The sequence below is a fragment of the Chryseobacterium sp. Marseille-Q3244 genome (genome assembly GCF_940807095.1).
In the GTDB taxonomy this organism is placed as follows: domain Bacteria; phylum Bacteroidota; class Bacteroidia; order Flavobacteriales; family Weeksellaceae; genus Chryseobacterium.
This window is the reverse complement of the sequence record NZ_CALNWX010000004.1, coordinates 166,883-190,048: the sequence shown is the minus strand read 5'-3', so window position 1 is coordinate 190,048 and position 23,166 is coordinate 166,883. Positions and strand designations below refer to the sequence as shown.

General features: G+C 37.0%; 14 protein-coding genes, 1 tRNA gene and 1 pseudogene. 3 read left to right on the top strand and 13 right to left on the bottom strand.

The window, feature by feature from the left end:
- Window positions 1-197: 197 nt before the first annotated feature.
- The 3 genes from NBX25_RS09000 (at window position 198) to NBX25_RS08990 (ending at window position 5,152) form a co-directional block, all read left to right on the top strand.
- Window positions 198-3,161 carry a tetratricopeptide repeat protein gene (locus tag NBX25_RS09000; protein ID WP_250253412.1) on the top strand — a complete coding sequence of 988 codons (2,964 nt, stop codon included), beginning with the start codon at window positions 198-200 and terminating at the stop codon, window positions 3,159-3,161.
- 72 nt (window positions 3,162-3,233) lie between these two features.
- A complete protein-coding gene (locus tag NBX25_RS08995) occupies window positions 3,234-5,012 on the top strand; it encodes a TonB-dependent receptor (protein WP_123911118.1) in 1,779 nt (592 codons plus the stop codon).
- A gap of 68 nt (window positions 5,013-5,080) precedes the next feature.
- Window positions 5,081-5,152, top strand: a tRNA-Arg gene (locus NBX25_RS08990).
- A gap of 748 nt (window positions 5,153-5,900) precedes the next feature.
- Here NBX25_RS08990 and NBX25_RS24785 read toward each other — a convergent pair.
- From NBX25_RS24785 to NBX25_RS08930, 13 genes and pseudogenes are all read right to left on the bottom strand, one after another.
- Window positions 5,901-6,680 (bottom strand): annotated as a pseudogene (locus NBX25_RS24785) (recombinase family protein); the annotation flags it as partial.
- A 186-nt stretch (window positions 6,681-6,866) separates the two neighbouring features.
- Window positions 6,867-12,008 carry a helicase-like domain-containing protein gene (locus tag NBX25_RS08985; RefSeq protein WP_250253411.1) on the bottom strand — a complete coding sequence of 1,714 codons (5,142 nt, stop codon included), beginning with the start codon at window positions 12,006-12,008 and terminating at the stop codon, window positions 6,867-6,869.
- Window positions 12,001-12,681, bottom strand: a complete 681-nt coding sequence (locus tag NBX25_RS08980; RefSeq protein WP_002978087.1) for a hypothetical protein — start codon at window positions 12,679-12,681, stop codon at window positions 12,001-12,003. Before NBX25_RS08980 ends, NBX25_RS08985 begins: the two co-directional genes overlap by 8 nt.
- 66 nt (window positions 12,682-12,747) lie before the next feature.
- A complete protein-coding gene (locus NBX25_RS08975; RefSeq protein WP_002978088.1) occupies window positions 12,748-14,763 on the bottom strand; it encodes a hypothetical protein in 2,016 nt (671 codons plus the stop codon).
- 52 nt (window positions 14,764-14,815) lie between these two features.
- On the bottom strand, window positions 14,816-15,511 hold the full coding sequence (locus tag NBX25_RS08970) for a hypothetical protein (RefSeq protein WP_002978089.1): 696 nt from the start codon (window positions 15,509-15,511) through the stop codon (window positions 14,816-14,818).
- A gap of 31 nt (window positions 15,512-15,542) precedes the next feature.
- Complete coding sequence (locus NBX25_RS08965; RefSeq protein ID WP_002978090.1) at window positions 15,543-16,382, bottom strand: M23 family metallopeptidase; 840 nt, start codon at window positions 16,380-16,382, stop codon at window positions 15,543-15,545.
- Entirely contained in the window at window positions 16,379-18,373 is a 1,995-nt protein-coding gene (locus NBX25_RS08960) for a type IV secretion system DNA-binding domain-containing protein (protein ID WP_250253410.1), read from the bottom strand. The genes NBX25_RS08965 and NBX25_RS08960 overlap by 4 nt, the downstream gene beginning before the upstream one ends.
- Complete coding sequence (locus tag NBX25_RS08955) at window positions 18,373-18,810, bottom strand: hypothetical protein (RefSeq protein WP_002978092.1); 438 nt, start codon at window positions 18,808-18,810, stop codon at window positions 18,373-18,375. The genes NBX25_RS08960 and NBX25_RS08955 overlap by 1 nt, the downstream gene beginning before the upstream one ends.
- Window positions 18,811-18,819: 9 nt before the next feature.
- Window positions 18,820-19,686, bottom strand: a complete 867-nt coding sequence (gene traN, locus NBX25_RS08950; protein ID WP_002978093.1) for a conjugative transposon protein TraN — start codon at window positions 19,684-19,686, stop codon at window positions 18,820-18,822.
- A 4-nt stretch (window positions 19,687-19,690) separates the two neighbouring features.
- A complete protein-coding gene (gene traM, locus NBX25_RS08945) occupies window positions 19,691-20,893 on the bottom strand; it encodes a conjugative transposon protein TraM (RefSeq protein WP_002978094.1) in 1,203 nt (400 codons plus the stop codon).
- A 34-nt stretch (window positions 20,894-20,927) separates the two neighbouring features.
- The gene (locus NBX25_RS08940; protein WP_002978095.1) at window positions 20,928-21,281 is read right to left on the bottom strand and encodes a hypothetical protein; all 354 of its coding nucleotides are present in this window, start codon (window positions 21,279-21,281) and stop codon (window positions 20,928-20,930) included.
- 1 nt (window position 21,282) lies between these two features.
- A complete protein-coding gene (traK, locus tag NBX25_RS08935; RefSeq protein ID WP_002978096.1) occupies window positions 21,283-21,897 on the bottom strand; it encodes a conjugative transposon protein TraK in 615 nt (204 codons plus the stop codon).
- Between the two features lie 33 nt (window positions 21,898-21,930).
- Complete coding sequence (locus NBX25_RS08930) at window positions 21,931-23,166, bottom strand: TraJ family protein (protein ID WP_002978097.1); 1,236 nt, start codon at window positions 23,164-23,166, stop codon at window positions 21,931-21,933.

The following is a 23,166-nucleotide window of genomic DNA, read 5'->3' as shown; positions in this document are numbered from 1 at the left end:
ATTTTGTTAACTGTTTACTAAAATTGTTTACATTTTTACCAGACTAAAGTAAGAATTTTTATCATGTGATAGTGAAATGTTTTTTACTGTTATGAATTCACTGCTTTACATTATTAAATCTGCTAAAACTTGCTTAAACAATAAGTTTTTAATATTTTCGTTAACTTATTTAGACTAATTTTCTTATATCAAGAAGAATGAAATCAAAAAAAATACTTTTAGCGGCTGCGGTCATTTATTTCGGAATCTCCGATGCTCAACAGTCCCAATATTTTACCCAGAAAGAAAATTATAGATTCAATCTAGCTGAGAATCTTTATCAAACCAAAATATACAACGCCTCCCAATACGAATATGCAAGACAATATTTCTACAATCAGAATTTGTCCCGTTCGAAAAAGGAGGCGGCGCAGTTTTTTGATAATGTGATTGGTGTGATTCTTCAGAAAAATCATGCTGAAGAAGGATTGACTGCTTTCATGAAAGAATATCCTAATTCTGCTTATTTTGCCCAGGCTAATCTTCCTTTAGCGGATTATTATCTGGCTAAAAAAGATTTTGACAAAGCATTGGAAACTTTGAAAAAGGTTAACCAATACCAGCTTTCAAAAGAAGAGAATACCCAGTATATTCTGAAATTGGGGTATGCCAAGTTTATGATGGGAGATTCTAAAGGAGCTACTGATGCTTTAGAGGAAGCTTATAAAACTGCTGATCAGTCTCAGAAAGGAGAGATCGCTTATATGCTTGGACACCTGTACTACAGCAACAGGCAAAATGATAAAGCTTTCCAGTATTTTGATTCTATAAAAGATCAGGATAAGTTCTCGAAGCTGGTACGTCCGTATTATGTACAGATGTATTATAATGATAAGAACTATGATAAAGCTATTTCTGAAGGGAATGCTCTATTGAATGAAAATATTTCAGAGTCATACAAAGCAGAAGTTCATAAGATCATCGGAGAGAGTTATTTCATGAAGAATGATTATAATGCTGCCTATCCACATTTGAAAGATTATCTGAATGTACAGCAGAACCCATCGGAAAATGACCTTTATGAAATGGGATTTGTTGCGGCTCAGCTGAAAAAGTATGACGAAGCAGTTTCTTATTATAACCAGCTTGTTAACAGTAATTCAGCATTGGCGCAAAATGCCTATTATCAATTGGGGAATGCTTACTTAGCTGTTGATAAAAAGCAAGAGGCTCTTTCTGCATTCCGTTCTTCTTACCAGATGGATTATGATGCAAAGGTGAAAAAGTTAGCCCACGAACAGTATGCTAAATTAGGATATGATATCGGAAACCCTTTTGAAAATCCGTCTACCGTTCTTCAAAGTTATATCAACGAAAACCAAAACGCTTCCAATGCCTCAGAAATGAGATCACTATTGGTGAAATCATACCTATATTCCGGGAATTATAAGGAAACGTTGAGTGCTATTGACCGATTGCAAAGTTCTTCCCCTGAGATCAACAAAGTAGATCAGGAGGTTTCTTATTTATTAGGAACAGAAGAATTCAATAAAGGGAATTATGATGAAGCAGAAAAGTATTTCTTAAGAAGCTTAGGCTTTAATATCAATAAAGAATTTAACAGCAGAGCTTTATATTGGCTGGCACAGGTATATTATCAGAAAGGAAATTATCCGTCTGCCATTGTTCGTTACGAAAAGCTTCTAAATGAAAATTTCCCGGAAAAGCAGCAGCTGCCTTATGATCTGGGATATGCTTATTTTAAAGCGAAAAAATTCGATCAGGCTGCCACTTACTTCAAACAATATCTGGCGAATCCTAAACCTGAATTTAAAAATGATGCAGAACTTCGTCTGGCAGATATTCACTATGCGAATAATGACCTGAATGAAGCGATTGCGATCTATGATAAAAATGCAGACGCTACAGATTATACTGTATATCAGAAAGCCATGGCTTTAGGATTTAAAGGGGATACCCAAGCGAAGATCAATAATCTGAAAAACTTATTATCAAAATATCCGGATTCCGAGTATTATGATGATGCTCAATATGAAATAGGAACGGCTTATGCAGCGCAGGATGATTTTGCGAATTCCAATGATTACTTTGGAAAGGTTATTAAAACATCTTCAGACAAAGATCTGATCGCCAATGCATCTATTTACAGAGCACAAAATTATATCGATCAGAACCAAAATGATAAAGCACTTTCTGAACTGAAATCGTTGGGAGAAGAGTATAAAAATACTGCATATGCTCAAAAGATTGCTCAGGCAGCAAAACCTATATTCACGAAAAATGGCGATGTTTCAGGGTATGAAAACTTTGCCAAAAATATAGGGGTCAATGTTGATGCTTCTGAAATTGATGAGATTAACTTATCTACAGGAAAACAATATTTCGCTAAGAAAGATTATAAAAATGCTATTTCTTATTATGAGAAATATCTGACGCAGAATCCAACAGGAGAAGGCCTTTATCAGGCTAAATATGAATTGGGAGAAAGCTATTATCAAACCAATAATTCTACAAAAGCTTTACTTGTTTTACAGGAGGTGGCTGGAGTTCAGAATGATTATCAGGATGATGCTCAAACCCGTTTAGCCCAGATTTTCATTGCACAGGGTAATACAACAGAAGCTAAGAAATATCTGGAAGGCATTAAAAATTCTTCCAACATCAGCATTAAAAACTATGCTAATGTTGAGTTGATGAAGTTGTATGCGGATGAAAAGAACTTCTCTGAAGCAGAAAAACTGGCCAATGCCGTTATTGCTAATTCTAAAAACTCTGCAGCTGTTATAGAAACGGCAAAAGTAATTAAGGCTAGAAGTTTGATGAATTCAGGAAAAGATAAAGATGCTCAAACAGCTTATACCTCTCTTGAAAAATCGTCCAATACTTCGGTAGCAGCAGAGGCACTGTATGCAAAAGCTTATTATCAGAATAAAGGAAAAGCATTCAAATCTTCTAATGAAACCATCTTTAAGCTTGCAAATAATTATGCATCAGAAGAATATTGGGGTGCAAAAGCATTGGTAATGATGGCTAAAAACTATATTGGCTTAAAAGATAACTACCAGGCAAGTTATACATGTGACCAGATTATTTCTAATTATAAGAGCTTCCCGGACATCGTAGCAGAAGCGAAAGAAGTTAAAAAGCAGATTAAAAAGTAAAAATGCAGTATCCTGTTCATGTAAACAGTCATTAATGCATTTTACATGGATACATAAATACAAGAAGTAGTAATGAACAGAAAAATTCAATTATTATCCATCATATTTTTAGGGGTTTCGCAGTTTGCGTTTTCCCAGATCAAGGAGGAAAAACTGGTTCTTAATAAAAAGAGAGAACCGGAAGTGAAGAAGATTGAAAAAAAGAAGACTTCCGTAGAAACCATTAAAAACTATCCGCCGGAAGAGAAATCCCAGACCCCTGTAAGATATACCATTACAGATGTTCCTGCGGTTTCTGACTTCAAAACTTCAACAATCCAGGGAGAAGATGTGGCACCGAAATTTGACGGAACAGCTCAGAATAACTATGTCCAGTTCGGAATGGGAAATTATGGGAAGATTCTGTTGGATGGGAATGTTTCCAAAACCCTTGAAAATAAGTTTGAAGTAGGAGCAGATGTGCATTTGCTTTCTACCAGTGGTCTTAAAAATGATTACGATTGGAAATCAAAGCAGACTTCAGCTACGATTGGAGCTTTCTTGAACTCTTATGGAGATAAAGGGAAATTCAATATTAATGCTGAATATGGTTTGAATAACTATAACTATTACGGGATCTATGCACTGACTCCAAATGCTGATGTTGATCTGAAGCAAAAAGTGAATCAGTTCAAAGTGAATGGATACTATGATTTCTATTCTAATGAAATTTTGAATGATGTAAGAGTAAAATCATCATTCCTGAAAGATCATTTTGATACTCAGGAAAATCAGGTTTCTATTTTGGCTAACTTCTCTAAGCATGCTGTTGAATTAGGAAAATCAGGAATTAATCTGAATGCAGATTTAGGCGTAGGTTTAGAAGCTGTAAAAACAGATTTTGCCATCGTTGATAAAAACTCTTCTAATTTCTTTAATACGAGTTTAACGCCAAAAGTAACCTTTAGAAAAGGAGAATCCTATTTGATGTTAGGATCAGGATTTTCTTTCCTGAATGCTAAGAATTCGAACAGATTGATGGACCAGGTGAAGAATAATAAAACCTATTGGTTCCCACAAGCAGAATTCCAGGTGGCTGCTGCTAAAGAATTTAAATTCTACGGAGGGGTAGACGGTGGTCTTAAGCTTAATACATACGGAGATCTTCTTCAGGAGAATCCTTACGTGCTTTCTGATCAGTACTTAAAGCCTACAGAAACGAAATATCACTTTTATGTAGGATTAAGAGGAGATATTGATGAAACATTGAAATATGATGTTTCTGCCGGGTTCGGAAAAATGAAAGACATCATGTTCTTTAAAGCAAACAGTCTTTTCGACAACAATTATACCCTGAACCGTTCTGCTTATGATTTTGCCAACACATTCTCTGCGATCTACGATGATGGAAATGTAAGCGATATTAAAGGGAGTGTACAGTATTTCCCATTAGAAAACTTAATGATTGACGGGGAAGTAAGGTTTACAAAATATAACTTGAAGAACTACGATAATATCTACAACGTTCCATTATTGAACGCAAGTATTGGTGCTAAATATACAATGCTGGACAAGAAATTATTACTAGGTTTCAAAGGTATTTTTGCTAGCGACAGAACAACGAACTCTTTTTCAATTGAAGGAATTGCAAACGCCCAAGCTCCTAATGGGATGATTTACCGTTCATTAGAAAATACGAACGATAAAGTTGGTGGTTATGCGGATTTAAATCTCTCTGCAGAGTATAAAATTCACAAAAATTTCAGTATTTTCGCACTCGGAAATAACCTTCTAAGCTCAAAATACCAGACCTACAAGGCGTATAAAGTCTTAGGTCCACAAATTCTGGGTGGTGTGAAGATTACTTTCTAAATCCAAAGCAATGAATGATAAGTAATTTTGAAATTATACATTACTTATCATTTATTCCTCAAGAATACGGCTGCATAGTTTAATGGATAGAACTTCGGATTTCGGCTCCGACAGTGAGGGTTCGAATCCTTCTGCGGTCACCTTTCGGGAAAAAGCATTTTCAAAAGTGCTTTTTCCTTTTTTTTTATCTTTTAACTTGTTGCTAATCAATAATATGTGAGAGAGTGCGGAATTTAGCTTAGGTGTTCGAAATGAATTTTCATGAAACTCAAGTTTTTCTGCTAATATCGAACACAGTATGGTGTTTTTAGTTTCATCATTCCCCTGTACATACAGTTTATACAGGTTTGGGACGATTTTAATCACGCGATCAAGCTTGAGCTTAATGTCAGAATTTTTATTAGATAATTTATGATTCTGTAGAGAGATTTCAAGATCATCAATTTTCTTCTTACATTCATTTTTTATAAGTTGATAATCATCATAGTCCAATCTATCTTCTAAATATTTTTCCCTCGCATTATTGAGACGATTATTTAAGGATTGGATCTGGCTGGAAATTTCTTTCTTTTGTGCATCAATATCTTCTTGGATATATTTGAAATTAGTAAAGATTATCTCTTTGAGTAAAGTATTAACTCCCTCGTGATACTCATATTTTTGTAATTCTTTTTCAAATGCACAATTAATTATATTAGAACGATACCTGTAGCCGCAAGTAGAATTACAGTGATAGTAATAGTAAATACTTTTTTTCCCTTTTGAACCGCTACCTGAAATATGCCCTCCACATCTTGGGCATTTCAAAAATCCTCTCAACGGAAATTCTTTTGCAGCATTAATTTTGCCCTTTGGTCTTTCGGTTGTAGTTATACCGCTCAAAACCATTTGCACTTTATTGAACAAACTTTCTGAAATTAAACTTTCATGTTTGCCGTCAACTGTACATGCATCTTCATCCTTGTATGGCTTAATATATATCTTTCCACAGTACAATGGATTTTTTATTGCTCTATAAAAAGATGTTCTACTTATTTTAGTACCAGCCATAGTGTTCATCTTTAGTCTAATTTGATTTATAGAGTATTTACCTTTGGCAATCTCATTAAAAGCCCAACGCATATTTGATGCTTCTGGCTCTTTCAATGCTATATATTTTCTACCATCTTCACTGCATTTATTAATATATCCATAGGAAGCAGTGCCCATTAGTCGTCCTTCTTTTTGGGCTCTTCTCATACCGTAGAAAGTATTTAGGGCTCGTCGGTCATTTTCTACTTCTGGTGCAGCCAAATAAATGGCTAGCATCATCTTATTTTCAGGAATTGACATATCTAATGGTTGCTCTATAGCTTGTGGCGAAATGTTATTGCTTAGAAGCAATTTAATCATTTGATATGCGTCACCTGCATTTCTACTAAAACGATCCCATTTTGTAAATAAAATCAAGTTAGATCGCAAACTTCTTTTCTTTATATTTTGAATATAATTGTTCCATTCAGGACGATTAAAATTTTTAGCTGAATGATCTTCAAAGATTACCTGACCAATGGTTATTTCATTCTGCTGGCAATACTTTTCTAACCTCTCGTGCTGATCTCTTTGTGAATAACCTTTATCAGCCTGTTCATCTGTTGATACCCTAATATATAAATCTGCTATCTTCATGGTAAGTCTGTAAATAATAAATTACGGATTGTAAAAAAGAATAATATGTTTGTTCATATAAATATAAAATTAAACTCACTTATATGCAAATAAGCTGGTCCATATGTTGTCTTTGTAACTAATATCAGCTGTTTACTTCATGCCAATAGCATGTATTTGAAACCAGAGGTGAACAACTATTTAAGTCTATCTTGTCCTTTTAATATCCTTATCGGTAATCAGATTACCTATTTTTTGCTCCTCTTTTTTAAGTAGTATACTTGCATTATGCGCCTCCGCCTTTGGGGTAATAGAAAATAGCACCTGATTCTCGAAATTCCTTTCCTTCATAAAATCTATTTCTTTGTTGGTTTTCATTCTTTTTTCTTTCTCTTTTTTGTACTGAACGAGTAAATGTATTTTAATATCTGGAAGATCCTCTAATTTTTTATCCAGCTGCGCAATTTTGATTTCAGTAGCTTTTGTTTGCTTTTCAATTTCATGAACATTCACACCTTTCATAGCCAATTCTTCAATAACCTCTGTAACTAAAGCCTTAGCAGCATCAATAGCTTTCTGATAGTTTGTCAGCTGATCGGTCCAGTACTCTGCATTTTCTCCCGTCTCTTTTGAATAACCTAATATCCTGTCATAACTATGTTGCGCTCTTGCTACCTCCTGTTGAACCTTGGTAAATCCCTCATATTTTCTTAATATAAATGCAGAATCCGCTAAAAACTTATTTTTCTTACTTTCAATTTTCTTTTTCATCAGTTCGATTTCAATATTCGCCCTGGTTTCAGGATTTGTAATAATGGCAGTTTTGAGCTCCTGCGTGCTGATATCAGAGATATCAAGTACATCAGCACCTTTCTTCATAGCTTCAAGGTACCTTGCCTGTTTTGATTGCAACTTCTGAAGCATAAATACATCGATGCTGTCATTGGTCAGCATAAAATTAACTCTCACATTTTCGTGTCTGTTTCCCTGTCTCCATGCACGTCCTTCAACTTGTCTTAATGTGGTAAAGTTGTAGGGCAGTGATAGCAGATAAAGATCAGTGGTATTTTCCTGCAGATTCATTCCCTCTTGGATGGCTTCACTTCCGATAATAACTTTTATTTTTCCAATGTTAAAATCATTTTGTATCGATATTCTTTGACTTTTAGTGGTCGCGCCCGTAATTATGCCTATTTCTTCAGGTTTGTAACCAATATTTGTCACAAGATATTCTTTCATCCTTGGAAATTCTGCAACAGCTAGCTCAGAATAGATGATTTGTCCCGCTTCCGGAATGTCCCGCTTATTCTGCCGGATCAGATTCATTGTTTCATTCAACTTAGGCGAATTTTCAATAAATTCATCTACTGAGGGAAATTCTCCATAATAGTACGGCGACAAATAAGGTGAAATAGCAATTAACCTCGCATTAAGAATATGAGTAAGAATTGCCCCCTTTTCATTTTCATCAAAGTTATCCGTCAATTGTTCATACTGTTCCTCAGTCAGGTCATTTTGTTCAATTTTATATTCTTTATTAATTTTATTAGGACGGACCAGTTCAGGATTATCTTCTTCGCCTTTTATATCAATAAATTCTGATAAAAGCTGCTGGAACAAAGAATTATTTTTGAACCTGCGAACATTGGCTTTGAACTTCACATCGCCCTTCGCGTCGATCTCCATATCGTTATCAGCCTCCATGAAGGTTTCAAAGAATGTATTGGCATTGAAATACCCTGATTCTTCCAGACGTTTATTGGCGATCAATGAAAGGATAGAATAATATTCAAGAGGTTTGTTAGTGAATGGAGTAGCGGAAAGTAGAGTGACATTCCTCCCGTTGTATTTTTCCTGAATATATTGCGCAGCCATCCAGGTATTGATGCCTAATTTGGAAGTCTGCTGGTTCTGACTTCTGAAGTCGGAAGAGAATCTCCTGTCTTCAATTCTTACTTTACCTACAATATGATTTGCGTTATGAACTTCGTCGAAGGTCATATGATCGAAACCAAAATCTTCCCAATCGTAGATTTTTCCACGCTTCATTTTGCCCTCCACTTCTTTGATTTTCTCCATTTCTTTTTGGAAATCCCGTTCGCTTATGGAATTTACACTTCGTAATTCGCTTTCTGATATATAGGAAAACTTAGAAGAAAGATCCAGAGTGATACTTTCTGAAAATCCGATATTGTTAAAGCCTTCATAAGTAACGATTGTAATCTCCCCATTTTTGTTATCAAATTTTGAAAGATCATAATCGTTACCCAAATTACCAAGGACATTAACCTTAGCATCAGGTATCGTTTCAAAAATCGTTTCCACCCATTGTTTAAGAATACTGTCGTTCGGTACAATGATCAAGGGTCTTTTAGAATTGCCACGTTCCATTGCTTCGTGCATAGAAAGGATTCCTGATAGTGTTTTTCCAAATCCCACTTCATGCGCCAGAAGACCAACACCTTTTGTTGTCAGTCTTCCTATGCCTGCTTTTTGAACCTCGGTTAATCTAAGTTCTTGTCCCTTGAAATTTTTATGAATTTTTGAAAAGAGAGGAAATCTTGAATAGTCAGGAACGTGGATATTATTGTAATTCCTATTAAACTCTTTGACAAATCGCTCCCGAAGCTCATCCGATAACTCTTCCCGGATAAATTTCTGGAAAAGGTCATTAGCGGCGGCTTTTCTTCTTTCCCTTATGAGTGCATTTCTTTCCTTGTCACTACCAGTTACCGTATCGTTATCAACAAATTGTCTGACTTCCCATGCTGAAGATCCTTGGAAGGCATCGCTTGATAAAGTCCCAACAAAATCTTTAAATTTTTCCGCTAGATTATAATCAACAATAACAACTTCGCTGAGCTTGGTATTATAATTATATCTTTCTTTTTCTACCTGCCCCAATGCGAACTGATGCACAAATTCGTGATTGGGGCTAATATATATTTCGTCTATAGATTTAGGTTTCGGAAGAACACTTTCGAGTAATGCTTTCTGCTTTAAATATTGAGCTTCTGAGTATCCTTCGGAAAAGGAAGCCTTAAAATCAATTTCTAATTGCTCTAGTTTTTTATAAATGTTTCCTTCGGCATAATAAAAGTCATGAACCCATTTTCCATCAATGAAATTCGCATATTGATGATGCTTACCGTTTTTATTTAAGACTCCTTCATAAGTCCTGTCTCGAAAAGCTTCCAGTTCCTCAGGTGAGATATCAGAATTGCTCTGAAGAGAAGTATTAACGATTTCATCTTTTTTGGAAAACAAGTACTTTAATACTCCTTTCTTTATTTCCGGTTTAGTCTGAATCCTATACTCTGAATCTTTTTTTGTTTGGTGGGACTGAATGACCCGATCAGCCTTTTCAAGAATTTCAGATAGTTGTTCTTGATTAAATTTTTTTGGATTTTCGGATAATTGACCTTGTAGCTTTTTATATTTGTCAGTCTCCTTTAAAATTGCAAGTGATTTGAATTTTATATCATTAAGAGTAGAAAGCACTGCCCGAATCTTATTCTGAACCTCTACAAAATCAATTTCAGCTGTTTTTCCCAGATCACTTTTTTTGGCTGAAACTATATTGTCTGCTTGCTTTTCTGGTTCGAGGTTATCATATAACAAATCTTCGAAAAGGTTTCCTATCCGTTCAGTTTTCTTTACTTCTTGAAGCCTTTGTAACTGACTTAATGCTTCGTCCAGGTTTCCGTGAACGTAGAGTTCCATCCTTCCAAAACGATTAGGTTTTTCGCGGATTTCGCCCAGAATATTTTGGGGATTCCTTTCAAAATGGTCAGAAATGTTATGCGCGATTTTCTGGCTGTCTTTTCGAAGAAAAATAATATCAGTCCCAACCTTTGTTCCTGCGAAGGCTCCGGTCGGTAACCGGAAAGCTTTTACAAGCTCAGCATTTTTAAGGTTATTCTGGCGGTTCAGCCAGCCGGAAGGAAGAACCATTGCTAAGATTCCATCATGTTTCAAAACATCTAGACTACGTTTAACGAAATAGTCTTCGTACTTGGAAATTTTCGATTCCTCACCCAATCCTTTGTAGAAACCCCGATGCTCTCCATACGGGGGATTACCTATAATTAAATCATAATGCTGATATATTTCGTTTTTGTTTCCTTGCTCATCAATAAATTCTGTTTCAAAAGAACGAACATTAATAGACGCTTCGGGGTGTAGAATTTTAGCAATTTTTGCTGTAGTTTCGTTTATCTCAAATGCGGAAATACTAACATTCACTGGCAGGTCTTTGGCAGCATATAAAAAATTTCCGGTACCGACGCTCGGTTCCAAAACGGAAATTTCAGTCTGACCTTTGAATTGATCTTTAATAAGGTTTCTGACAGCATCTACGATTTTTCGGTCAGTATAATATTCGTCAAGTATCCCACGACCTTCCTTGGCTATCCCACCGCTTTTAAATTGACCACAAATGTCTTTTAATTCATCGGTAATCGAGATGCCTTCATTAATGAAGACTTCTTTACTCTCAGAAATAAAACAAGTTGCGGACACTACTTCTGCAACTTGTTCATTGGTCAGCTTTTGACCATTATATTTTGAAATGATACTTTCTAATTCTACCTCCTTTGTAGAAGTATCACTTATTTCGGAAAATCCTCTTTTGTATCTTCCTGCACTGGGCGCAATTCTCCCGGATATGATTCGCCCCACGGAATGTTTTTGTTCATCATTCTGCGATTCTGCTGTGTCAATGGCTCTTCTTGTTGATTCTCCGGCTCTGAAATCGTCCCGCTCTGTGTCTCCAAATCCATTTCCAGCATTGTCGCTGCCCATATTTTGTCTGACTCCGTAATTTCTGTTATGTTGGGATTGGTCTTCATCACCAATTCCGACAAGGTTTTGTCCAGATGTTCCGGATTCCAAGTGCTTAGTTTCGGATAGTCCGCTTGATTTAGTTCTAGTCTCGGCATCTTCTGAGAGTTTTGTTTCTACTAAGTTAGAATTTATATTTTGTTGTTGCAATTTCTTTTCAAGATATGCAGTCAGATCTTTATTGCCATTTTGAGAAATTGCATATACGTTTCGAATATCTTTAATGTTCTTTTCCTTATATTCCAGAAGGATTTTAAGCGTTAGCGCGTCTCCGGTTCTGGTGCCTTCAAAACAGAGAAAGATCTTTCCATCGAAATTTTGAAAACGGTTCAGGAATTTCTTGGTATTGGTAGCTGTGTTCAGCGAAACAAGCGTCCTGCTATTGGATTGTCTGTTAATTTCTAACAATTTCTGGAATGACTTTACATCCTCACCTTTTGGAAAAAGGATCAGTTCATTTTTATTTCCTTCAATAATAGAAATGTCATTAATTATGGGCTCAATCATTCTTACTTTGATTTACAAATTGATTAAATTCAAATAGTTCTTTAGCCTCCGGATCCCAGTCTTTTCTCGTAATGAGTTGAAGGGTTACGAAAATATCAGTCTTCTTATTGTAAGAATCAATACGTTCAATCCTGCCGCAATAATCCTTTTCCGCATGCTTGTACAGTGAATAGGGTAGGATAGTGTCAGTAGGGTAAACATAAAACCTAGTATAGTTCCAGGGAGAATTGATCTCGAAACGCTTGTATTGTTTCCCAAACAAAATGGTGTCAGATAATTTTCTTCTGTTCCTGTAATTCGGAATCCATTCTTTTGAAAATACAGCACCTGCTTTCTTATCAAATACCGATAGCGGTTTTTGTTTGAGCCCGATCTCTGAAAGTATAGCAGTCTTTCTTTCGGAATCCAATGGATAATACATAGAATCTATGATCAGAAATAGCTGCTTATTGATTTCAGGAAATGAGCGGTCCGGAACAATCTCGATCAGACCTTCTAACGAATAGCTCATTTTAGAGATATGAAAGCTCTGCATTTGATCCAGTCCTTTAGACGCATCAAAGTAGACATTCGAAATAATGTCGATTCCTCCTTTTTCGGATTTTATTTCTTTATGACAGGAAATTAAACCAAATAAAAGTGCTGCGGATAATAGTGTCAATTTTAATTTCATCTTGTTTGATTTAAAAAAAGCGGCAAATCATCAGACTTACCGCCTTCAGATAATGATCAGGTATTATTATCTTTTAATACTTTGCTCTTTCACATTGTTTTTTTCGTGCTTATTATCCTGTTCTAAACCTTCCAATGGCTTATTGCTGTTAAGCCGATTCATATCATTGTCATAGAGTTTAAGGTTTCTATTCTGGGGATCAAGAATAGCTTTTCCTTCTATGACAGAATCATCCTGCTTAAACTTTACTTTGACTATATTCCCTTTCTCCAAGGATTTTATGGCAGTTTCTTTCCATTCCGGCTTATCGAAAATAAGGCCAGCTTTGTCGGCTATCTTATCGGTGTCTACACCATATTTTTTGTAGAAATTCTGGAAAAGGTAGTTTCCTTTATCGGTTTTGGGCTGATTGAAGTCAAATTGAACAAAGGCAGGTTCTACCTGGTCGGTTTTAGGATTAAGAAATTCAATCTTCACACTTCGTCCTTCCAGAAGATTAATGGCTTCCTTCGCCGTAAAGCTGCTTTCCCTGCTCACCGGAAAATTGTGAGAGCGCTCTTCATTGTTCTCATTGGTCAATGTTGCCTGATATGAATTGAGGAAAATTCCGCCTCTTTCGGTTTTGTTGAATTTCAATGTAAAGTCAACATGGTTTCCAGGTGAGGCTTTGTCCGAACCTGTTTTTATTTCAAACTGCTGTTCTTTAGCATTGATCCCCTTTTCAAGATCTTTGTGAAGTTGTTCACCTTCACCGAAGCCAAGGTATTTCATCTGGTCTTTCAGGTACTGTACCTGGTCGAAATCTTTTTGTGTTTCCATCATGTTTGGATTTTGATTGTTAAATTTTATATCATTCGTTGTTAATATTCTGTACTGTGGAAAAGCATCTTCGTCCATATAAATATTAAGGATTTCGCCGCTTTCCAATAATTCATACGAAACGCCATATAGTGTTCTTTCCAATACTCCATAAGCTAACTCATATTTGTCATTTTTTGACATCACATGACCTTCGATGACATCCGGGATTTTGTCCAGTTGGTGTTCTGTAAGGGTATAATCTCCATCTGTTGTTCCGAATTCCTCTTGTTCTGCATAAGCTTTTCTTTGGTCTGCCGTAATCTCTAAGTTGTCCAGTATGAATTCGTTTTCCTTTTTTAATATCCTATAATTAAGTAGGTTTCTTTTCTCCTCTTCGGAAAGTTTTGGAGAGAGATTATTTTGAGCTGCTGATTCCTTTAAGTCCTTTTCGGCATCGCGTTTAAATTCGTCCAAACTTTTTGGAACATCATAAAAATCCTTCATACTTATCCATTCATTATTGCCATAAGGTGATCGACATTCCTGGGTTTGAAGGTCATAGCTGTAATAGCTATGACCATCTGGACTCCTAAGGGAACCACTTCCATCATCATAATCATTCCACATCCAGCCTTCCGGAAGATCTGACGCCGAAATCATATTTTCATCCCAGTTTGTCTCATACGGACGTGCGACAGAATCCATTCCCGACCTTTTTAGCTCGGCTTCAAAAATGCGGTAATGATGAGCCTGTTTTTCATCAATTTGCGTATAGGTCAAACCACTACTCAGTTCAGTCTTCTTGCTCAATTCTTTAGCCCAGACATCGGAGAGGAATTTTTGTTTATCTGCTTCGTTATCAGTTCCTCTATTCTTTTGAGAATGAATCTGCATAAATTTTTTCTCGCGATCAGAAAATTTCCGCTCACCATCATGGAAAAATATTTCCGGAGAAGTATTTTCCATTTCTTTTACAAAATCCTTATAGGCACGTGTTAGGGGAGTAATGTATTTAGCGTACCAGTTTAGGGCATTTGTAATTGCTGCAGGCGTTTGATCTTGATTAGTATAAAAGTCCTGTTTTTCAATATTCATAGGCCGCAAATCAAACGGCTCCGCATCCAGGCCATAATCAAAGGTATAACCGATAGCCTCGCATTCTTCCTGAAAAGCTTTGCAATCATTATAATCGAGTCCTAAGTGGGCGGCTTTTTCCTGCCAATGGCCACAGACTGCTTTTAACTCTTCGGGCAGTAGGTCGTAATCTTCAAATAAATCCATTTAATATTTATATTTTATGACTTGATATAGAAAGCAGAAGGTTATGTTAGGTTTATCTTTTAAACTTCCGTTTTTCTTCTTGCTGTTGTTCCTCATCCTCTATCATTTGATTGGCATCTTCGTATAGATCTTTATCGTTGACATTAAGCTCGATTTTAGAATTACCACTTTTAGCCATTTGCTTCTCATCACCAGATATGTTGTTTACGGAATCGATCTCTCTGGAAACGATATTCATATCATTTGAGATTTCTTTAGCAATCTGAGGGTGTTGGTCAATTTTGTCGTAGAGGAAGTTTTTAAGCTTTTGCAGTTCAATTTTATAGCGATTTAATTCCTGAATGTCCTTTTTATCTGCGATTATAGCTGTGAGTGAGGCGGCATTTTTAATAAAATCGAATTCCACTATTTTCTCATTTTCCTTATCGAAAATGAAAGCCTTTTTTTCTATATTCCATTTGTCCGGTGATTTTGTTAAGTCTTTGATGTCTGTGTATTGAACTTTTTCTTTGCTGTTTCTGAGAATTTCCGAGAGGCTTTTGTCCCTTTCAAGAAAGATAACCTTCAGTTGGGTATTATTGTCGGTGAGCTGAAAAGTAGCACGATTCTTATTGTTGTCAGCGACTATCGTATAACCACTCAAAAACTTCTGGACATCATCAGCACTTAATTTTTTTGAAAATGTCAGGTCTTCGTCAATGATGCCGTAGGTTTTGAGGTCTTCAGTCGGTAGATTGTGATGTTGCATAATATGATATTTTTATTGTTGACTGTATTTTTTAGTTCTGATACGATGCAGCAAGCAACTGATCAGCTTTGATGAGGTCATTGAGAAAATGTCCAGGGTTTATGTACTTTCCATTTTCCCTGACGGAAAAGTGCAGGTGCGCTCCGGTAGAGTTTCCGGAATTACCGCTTTTTGCGATGATGTATCCGGCTTTCACCAATTCTCCGGCTCTGTAGTAGATTTCCGAAAGATGTAGGTAAGCCGTTTCAAAACGGCCGTAATGCTTTACTTTAATAAAATTACCTCCTCCTTTACTGTCCCAGCCCGTTTCAGTAACCATACCGTCCATTACGGCATATACATTCTCGTAATGGGCTTTTAAGTCAATGCCATTATGTATTCTGGCTGTTCCGAATACCGGATGCATTCTTGTTCCATACGGGGATGCAATAGAAATTTCACGGCTCAATGGCATCGCTATTTTGGAGAATGCTAATTCTTTAGAGCCATTTTCAAAAGCCTTTTTTGTGATTGATAAAGACCTTTTTTGTTCAACATTAACAGTTTGACTATGAAGCTGTAAAATCAGTGAATCTTTTATTTTTTGCATATTCCATTTATTTCGATTTACTTCTGAACTTTCTTTGATGATAGCTTTTAAGGAGTCCAGTTCTTTTTTCAGCTCTGACCTGCTATTACTGTGAAAAATATTCTTCCAAAATTTTTTGCCGTTTTTTTGTTTTGATTCATTGATATCTCGAATGTACCTGTCTGTTATTGAATTGTCTGTTTTCTTTGGCAATACAGGTGTAAGTGTATTGAACTGACCAAACATGGACAGATGAAAAGAAAAAATCAATCCTGTTAAAAAATTTCTAGCTATTGATTTCATGATGCTGTTTTTATATGTTCATTGACAATAAGTTCGACTTCCCGATTGATCCTCCTGAAATTGGACATCAGTATTTCCTCTTTACGGTTCTTACCTTTTTTATCCAGAAATGAATAATAGACCGGCATTGCAACGTAATTATGTTTCTCTTTTTTGATGGTCTTCATATCCAGATTAATTTTTCCGTGAATCGCAGATGTTTTATATTCATCTGTATCGTTTAATTCACCCTGTGCAATCATCCCTACCATTTCACCGGTCTTCAACGCTGCAATCTTTCCTGCAGGTATCATGTTATCCATCTTCTCATTGATGCTGGTCGTCGTTCCCTGTTGTGATATGGACTGGGAATACGATTTCTGTTTGATCTTTCCGAATAGTTTTTCCAGCCAATCCAATGTATTTTTATCTCTGGCGGAACCTGAAATTATATTTCCGACAATGGCAGAAATGGTATCCGCCACCTCCTTTTTATAGAACTGTCTTAGCTGTGGAATTTCCTGTAGGCCAAGTAACACGGCAACCCTGTTGCTCCGAGCCGTTGCAACCACATTATCGATTTTATGGATATAAATGGTTGGGAACTCATCTGCAATAATTCCTCCCTGGAGATTATGCTTCGAATTGATCAGGCGCAGCGTTCTATTCAGAATTGAAGAATATAAAGCAGAATTGATATCCTGTGTTCCGGGATCAGATGCTAAAATAAGAATGGACGGATTTTCTCTGTCGGTAATTTTCAATTCAACTTCATCGCCCGAAAAAACCCAAAAGCTTTCTTTGGTAGCCAACCTTGAAAGGAAGATCTTTAAAGTTCCAATCTGCCCTTCCAGCTGATCAAAAGCTTTGTTGTCGTAAGCCGTTTTGAAGGGTGAAAGCAATGAGCCAATTTCTTCATTGGTAAACAACGTATCAAAGATCTCTTGATAGCTGCGGTTCATAAATGAAAGAATATGTGGCAGGTCCGAATATTTTCCGTTTTCAAGCGTGGCAAAGAAATAAATACAGGATGACAGAAAGTTGATTGCTGATTGGGTAAAGAACGCGTCTGATCCTCCACCGGAGCTGCTTCCTCCTTTTTGGAGTGAGGAAACCATTGATTCTGCCATTTCCTGAGCTTCTGCCAAAGTCTGGATATACTTTTTATGAAAAGGATTAACCCTTTTTGATCTTTCGACTTCATTCAGGTTGATGATGTGGAAACTATAATTGTAATCAGATTGCTTACTTTTTTTCAATAGATAATGATAATAGGCAATCTGCGCCAGGTCCGGAAATTTAAAATCATAAATACAGAGGCAGAAACCTTTAGCGATCATCTGACGAATCGCCGGATTGATCACTCCAAAAGATTTTCCAGAACCGGGTACTCCGATTACAATAGTACCCCTAAAAGGATCAATATTGATATAACCATTATAAGTTTTATTATTATATCTGAAAAAATATGGAATATTGATACTTGTATCAGTGTTAACCATCTCCTTATTCTGGTCAAAACTTTCTTCCACAATGTTCCATCTATCTTTTCCTCTTTTCTGCTGTACTAGTTTAGAAATGCTATCAGCTCCCATCTGAAGGATAACAGCTCCTATAAAAGAAAGAACCGCATAGATGACTTGGAATAGGTTGAGTCCGGGAAGTACTTTTGGAAGTTTTGTATTCCCTGCTTCTTCCTGCCAAATTAGTGACGCCAACATCATCATTAATCCAGTTACCATTGGAACGACAATTTCCGTGGCGATATTGAGATCTTTCTTTTTCTTTGCCCTGGTCCCGATGGCAACAAGCCCGATCAGAATAAAGGTGGCTATTTTAGCATTTACCGGTGGATAAATAAAGCTCATTTTCGAGAAGTTCTTCAATAGATTGGAGACCACCGGGACATTAGCACTCATGTAAAAAAGCGAAGTACAATCCAGTGCAACGACTGCATAGACTGCCTTTTGCAGGAATCCGTAGATCTTGATCTGATGTTGTTGTTCTTGCATTAGGAATAGTTATTAAAGTATTCGTTCAGTAATTTGTGTTCCGTAAGTAAATCACGATGCAGCTTCTGCTGTTTTTTAAACATGTTTTCATGTTGTTTCTGCATTTCTATAAGGCTCTCGTCCAACCGACTTAACTGATCAACTAATTCTTGTGCTCGCTTTTCCGTCTTCTCAACAATATAAAACCGGCTGGCTTCTTCGCTAAACTTCTCAATTGATTCATAAAATTTTCTTAGATATCTGTAATCTTGATCAAGGTTCTTTAATTGATTTTGCTGCTCCTGATATTTCAGTTTAAATCTATCAAGGAAGACATCACGTTCCTTGTTTCCTTTAATCATTGAATTAATCAGTATGGCATAAACAATTACAGAAGTCACCATTATCAGATAAAAAAAAGCATTCACCATTTGCTCTAAACTAATAGACACCTCCATAATTAAGTTTTAAAAAGTGTCAGCTTTAAGAATATCTGAATAATTGATCTTCATTTCAATAGTCCTTCCGGAGAGCTGTTCCTCAATTAAGCGTATCACCATAACCTTGGAGTTCGGATAGGTGAACTTTTTAAATACATATATATTTCTGAGGTTTTTCCTGAAGTGCTTTTGAGGATTTAGCCGGAAGACAGGTGTCATCTCGATGCTTTGATTGTTGGTCGCTTTATGAATCTTTTTATCCTCAATGGAGAATTTGAGGTCTTCCAGGTCATAGCTCAGCTTGGAACTGTTTTTAAAAGTCATATCAAGAAAAATATAGTCGCCAACGACGTAGACGTTATTCAGCTGCATGCTGAGATTAAGATTTTTTTCTTTCCTGAGCGGATTTTTTTCAGCCTTATTCTGAATAATATCCATTGCAAATTTCCTCAGTTCACCGTTTGAGAAAGTCATTTTATCGAACTCGATGGGCTGCATCGCTTCTGGTTGAATGTGGATATTGGTTATCGTATTGAGATTATCCTGGTTTCTATACACTGCTTTGTACTGTGCAATGAAGGACTGCCCGACAACAGTGATGATTCCCACCGTATCTCCGCTGAAAAAAGAAATGTTTTGTTTCTTTTTATCCTTTTCGGAGATAGTGTTGTCGGTAATTTTAATTCTGGCGATATTGTTAGCCGGGAGATCGCCCGTCAGTTTATCGGTAGATAGATCAACATACTGAATGGGCTCCGGAGAGATCATATGAAGATTGATGCCCTCCGTGATCTCCAGTTCCGGCAGTTCAGAAATAATTTGTTCAGTAGTCGCAGTCTGCGCTGTTACAATTTGCGTTGTCAATAGTAATAGGCTGTACAATAAGGTTTTCATTATATTATTTATTTTGCTGGTTTTGCGAATCTTTAAGTTGTTTTTCGTCAATCAGGAATACATAAGAGTTGTATTTTAGTTTCGCTTTATTGGTTTTGATTAGATTGGCTATTGATTTAGAGGTGGAAGTGAATAATTTGGAACCGATGCTTGTAAAGAATCCCTGTCCGCCCACATCCATTTGGGTTCCCTGAACCGAGTTGCTTCCCATTTCCCGGATCATATCCCGGAAAACGCTTTGCGGTACATAGAGACCCTTCATTCCGTCCACATCGTAGATGGAGAGATTGACAGGAAAAATTTCACCGTTGGTAAATACAGATATAATTTTAAGATCAACTCTTTGCATCGAAAATCCGGAGATCTGTCCATAAAGTATGGAGCCTTTACTGATTTTCCGCTTGCCCACAAAAATGTCTTCCAATAAGCGGAACCTTATCCTGCTGCCGAGAAAACCTTTATTGTTTTCGTCAATAACAGCCTTGATGAAGCTGTTTTCCTTTTCTTTATAAAAAGCATTGAACACGCTGTTAATTCCTGATTTGCTGACATTAAATGTGGAATTCAGAAACTCTTCCATCTTTTCCTTATTGGCTTTGAGCCTTTGTTCCGCTGCCAATTTGCTTTGATATTCTGGATCTCTGGCTTTTTCCAGGGAATCCATCACGAGCATTTGCTGCTTCAGGTATTTAACAGGGTCAGGTTGGACATTGTTTGTCCCTTTAGAATTTTCAGTTGAGTGGCTGGTTTCTGATTTGCCATAATATTTATCATTCAGCATCCTGATAATTTCAGAAGACCTTTTGAAATCTTTATCCTCATTATGCTGCTTTGGATCATAATATGATGAAGGGTTTGCTTTGGCCTGATATCGGCTCTGCCTTGATGACACCGCTTTAAGGGAATCAATTTTTCTCTTTTGTGCTAATGACAACTGATCATCATAGCTTAGTAAGCTATCTTGTTCCTTATCCAGTCCTTCGAGCATTGTCCGGTTGTCATCTTTTTTGAAAAATGCGTCGTAAGCGTCATTCTTATTCATAATAGAATCCTTGGTTTCTCCCAGTGAAAGGGAAAGCTCTTTGGGTTTGTCTTTGGGTTTATTCTCTTTAGTAAGCTGCACCCCGACATAGCCGAAAAGAAGCAGGAAAGGCAGCGCCAAAAGCGGCAGCACGTATTTTTTCTGTTTGAAATTAATTTTCTTCATTGCGTTTTAATTTTTAAATAAATTGCCTCCGGTGCTACCGGCCATCTTTCAATTGCTGGTATCGGTTAAAGAGAAACTCTATTCTCAAGCTATCCTCTTTTTGTAAGGCATTCCCATCCCTCTTAGTTTTTAGTAATTTGAGTTCGCCAACAATCTTTTCCATTTCTTTATGTTGGACTGAAATAGGATTCTGACTGACGACCTTGTTGGAATAAAGAACAGGGGGCTTTATTTTAAATGAGGTATCAGAAGGAAAGAAAATTCCCTGTATCAGCGAGCCAGTGAAAGAAACCGAAAGAAAAATCATTGAATACATATAGAATCTTTTTGGATTTTTAACTGCACCGGCTAGCCATCTTTGCCCGGTTTGTTTTATAAAAGCATTCATTTTAGTACGAGTTTTTAGTTTGGTTAGAGATTTCTTCGTTGTCGATGATACGCCAGTTTTTCAGCAGCACGCCGTGTGGATTATTGGGACTTCTGATGATGTCCTCAAAGAAGCCTTCGGTGATGAGCTTTCTGGTGATGACCGATGATTTCCTGGTGATCATCTGCTTTCCGAAGAATTGAAATTTGTTCTGCTCCATACTAAGATGAATAGAATCAGCATGGATGCTCACCATCGAGCTTGAAGCCACGATTTGATTGTAAAAGCCTTTTTCCCGAAGATTGGTATATTCCTTTTTCCCGCTGTCATCAATGAGATAAAGAGACTTTTGAATATTCTCCTTGATGTAGGCATCGTCTGGAGCCAATGTAAAGAACAGCCGATGGAATAATTCGATCTGTGCTTTGTATTCAACAGGCCTGTTCAGAAGGACATCTGTTTGTTTGGCTAAAACCGGAACTCCATTATCCAGAACATAGATAGACTTCCGGGAGTCCTGGATCATCCGATATGAAAAGAAAAACCCCGCAATGACTACAAATACAGCAAAGCCAATGGCTGACAACGAAACGATCTTATTGATCTTGATTCTGTGTTCTATATTTTTGATAAGCATCTGTATTTTATAATTGATAATTAATAGTTGATTTTATTTTCCATTTTTCATTGCCTTTTCCACCCTTCCGGATGCAGAACCCGCTGCTGCAGATTTTACAGCAGATACGCCTCCTGTTTTTACCGCCATTACAGCAGTTTTGGCAGTGCTCGCCACCTTTCCGGCTGCATTTTTCATTTTCGTCATGGCACCTGCTCCGCCAGCAGAAACAATACTGTCTGCAATGGTTGGGGTCATTAATACCCCAGTACCAGTCACGATGTAGGCGACACAGGTAAAGAGCTGGTTATAGATCATTCCGGAATTGCTGACGTAGACCATTAGAGCATCCAGGTTGGTGACTGTTCCGTTGGTCAGTAAGGTATCGTATCGTTCTATTTCCATGGTGTAACCGGAAGCAATAAGCTGCTGACCGATGTTAATGATCGTGTACGCCACAAACGTATAGAGATTAATATTGATGAATTTAGAAACCCAGCTGTATAGGGAGTTTTCAAATCCCGGTACCAGTGCCATCCCGACAGCGATGGGTCCCAGTATAATTAAAATATAAGCCCAGATCTTCTGAATGAAAAAGATGAGATAGACGCAAATTCTAAGGATGGAAAGGCAGACAAACTCGATCACTTCGGCGACCAGTTTCTGCATCTGGAACTGCATCCTGATCTGCCATTCCTTGATAGGCTGTAACAGTTTATCAATCCCCTCACTGATATCAAACCAGGAATCATCCGCATCTTTTGAAGTATTGTTAATTACCTCCTGTTTGGCATCTTCTTCTGCATTGAGTTTAATGACCGCATCCAATAATTGTTGTTGTTTTTTGAATCGCTGTATCCTCAGGTCATTGACCTCGGATTCTATATCACTGAAAATAGCAATTCCGGGTTCGGCGATGGCTTCAAACGGCGCCTGTAGCAGATTGACAAATCCCGTCCAATAGACGAGGGTAAACCCAATAAGTATCGGTTTAAGCATCGGGGTGATTTCCCACTCACGGTCTCCGGCAGCCATCTGCCATCCCATATAGCCGAGATACATCAATGCTCCCAATCCTCCAATCGCCCTTCCTACTAATGCTGAGCCTTGTGCATTGTCCTGAACATTGGTATCCAGTTTGGTAAAGACCTCCATAAACCATTTTTCAAAAGCACCATCACCCTTTAGAAATTGAAGCAGGTTACTGTAATCGCCGTCAGTCTGGCAAAAACCCATTATCGGCAGTAATATAGCCAGAAGGCATAAAATTAATGTTGGTTTTCTATTCAT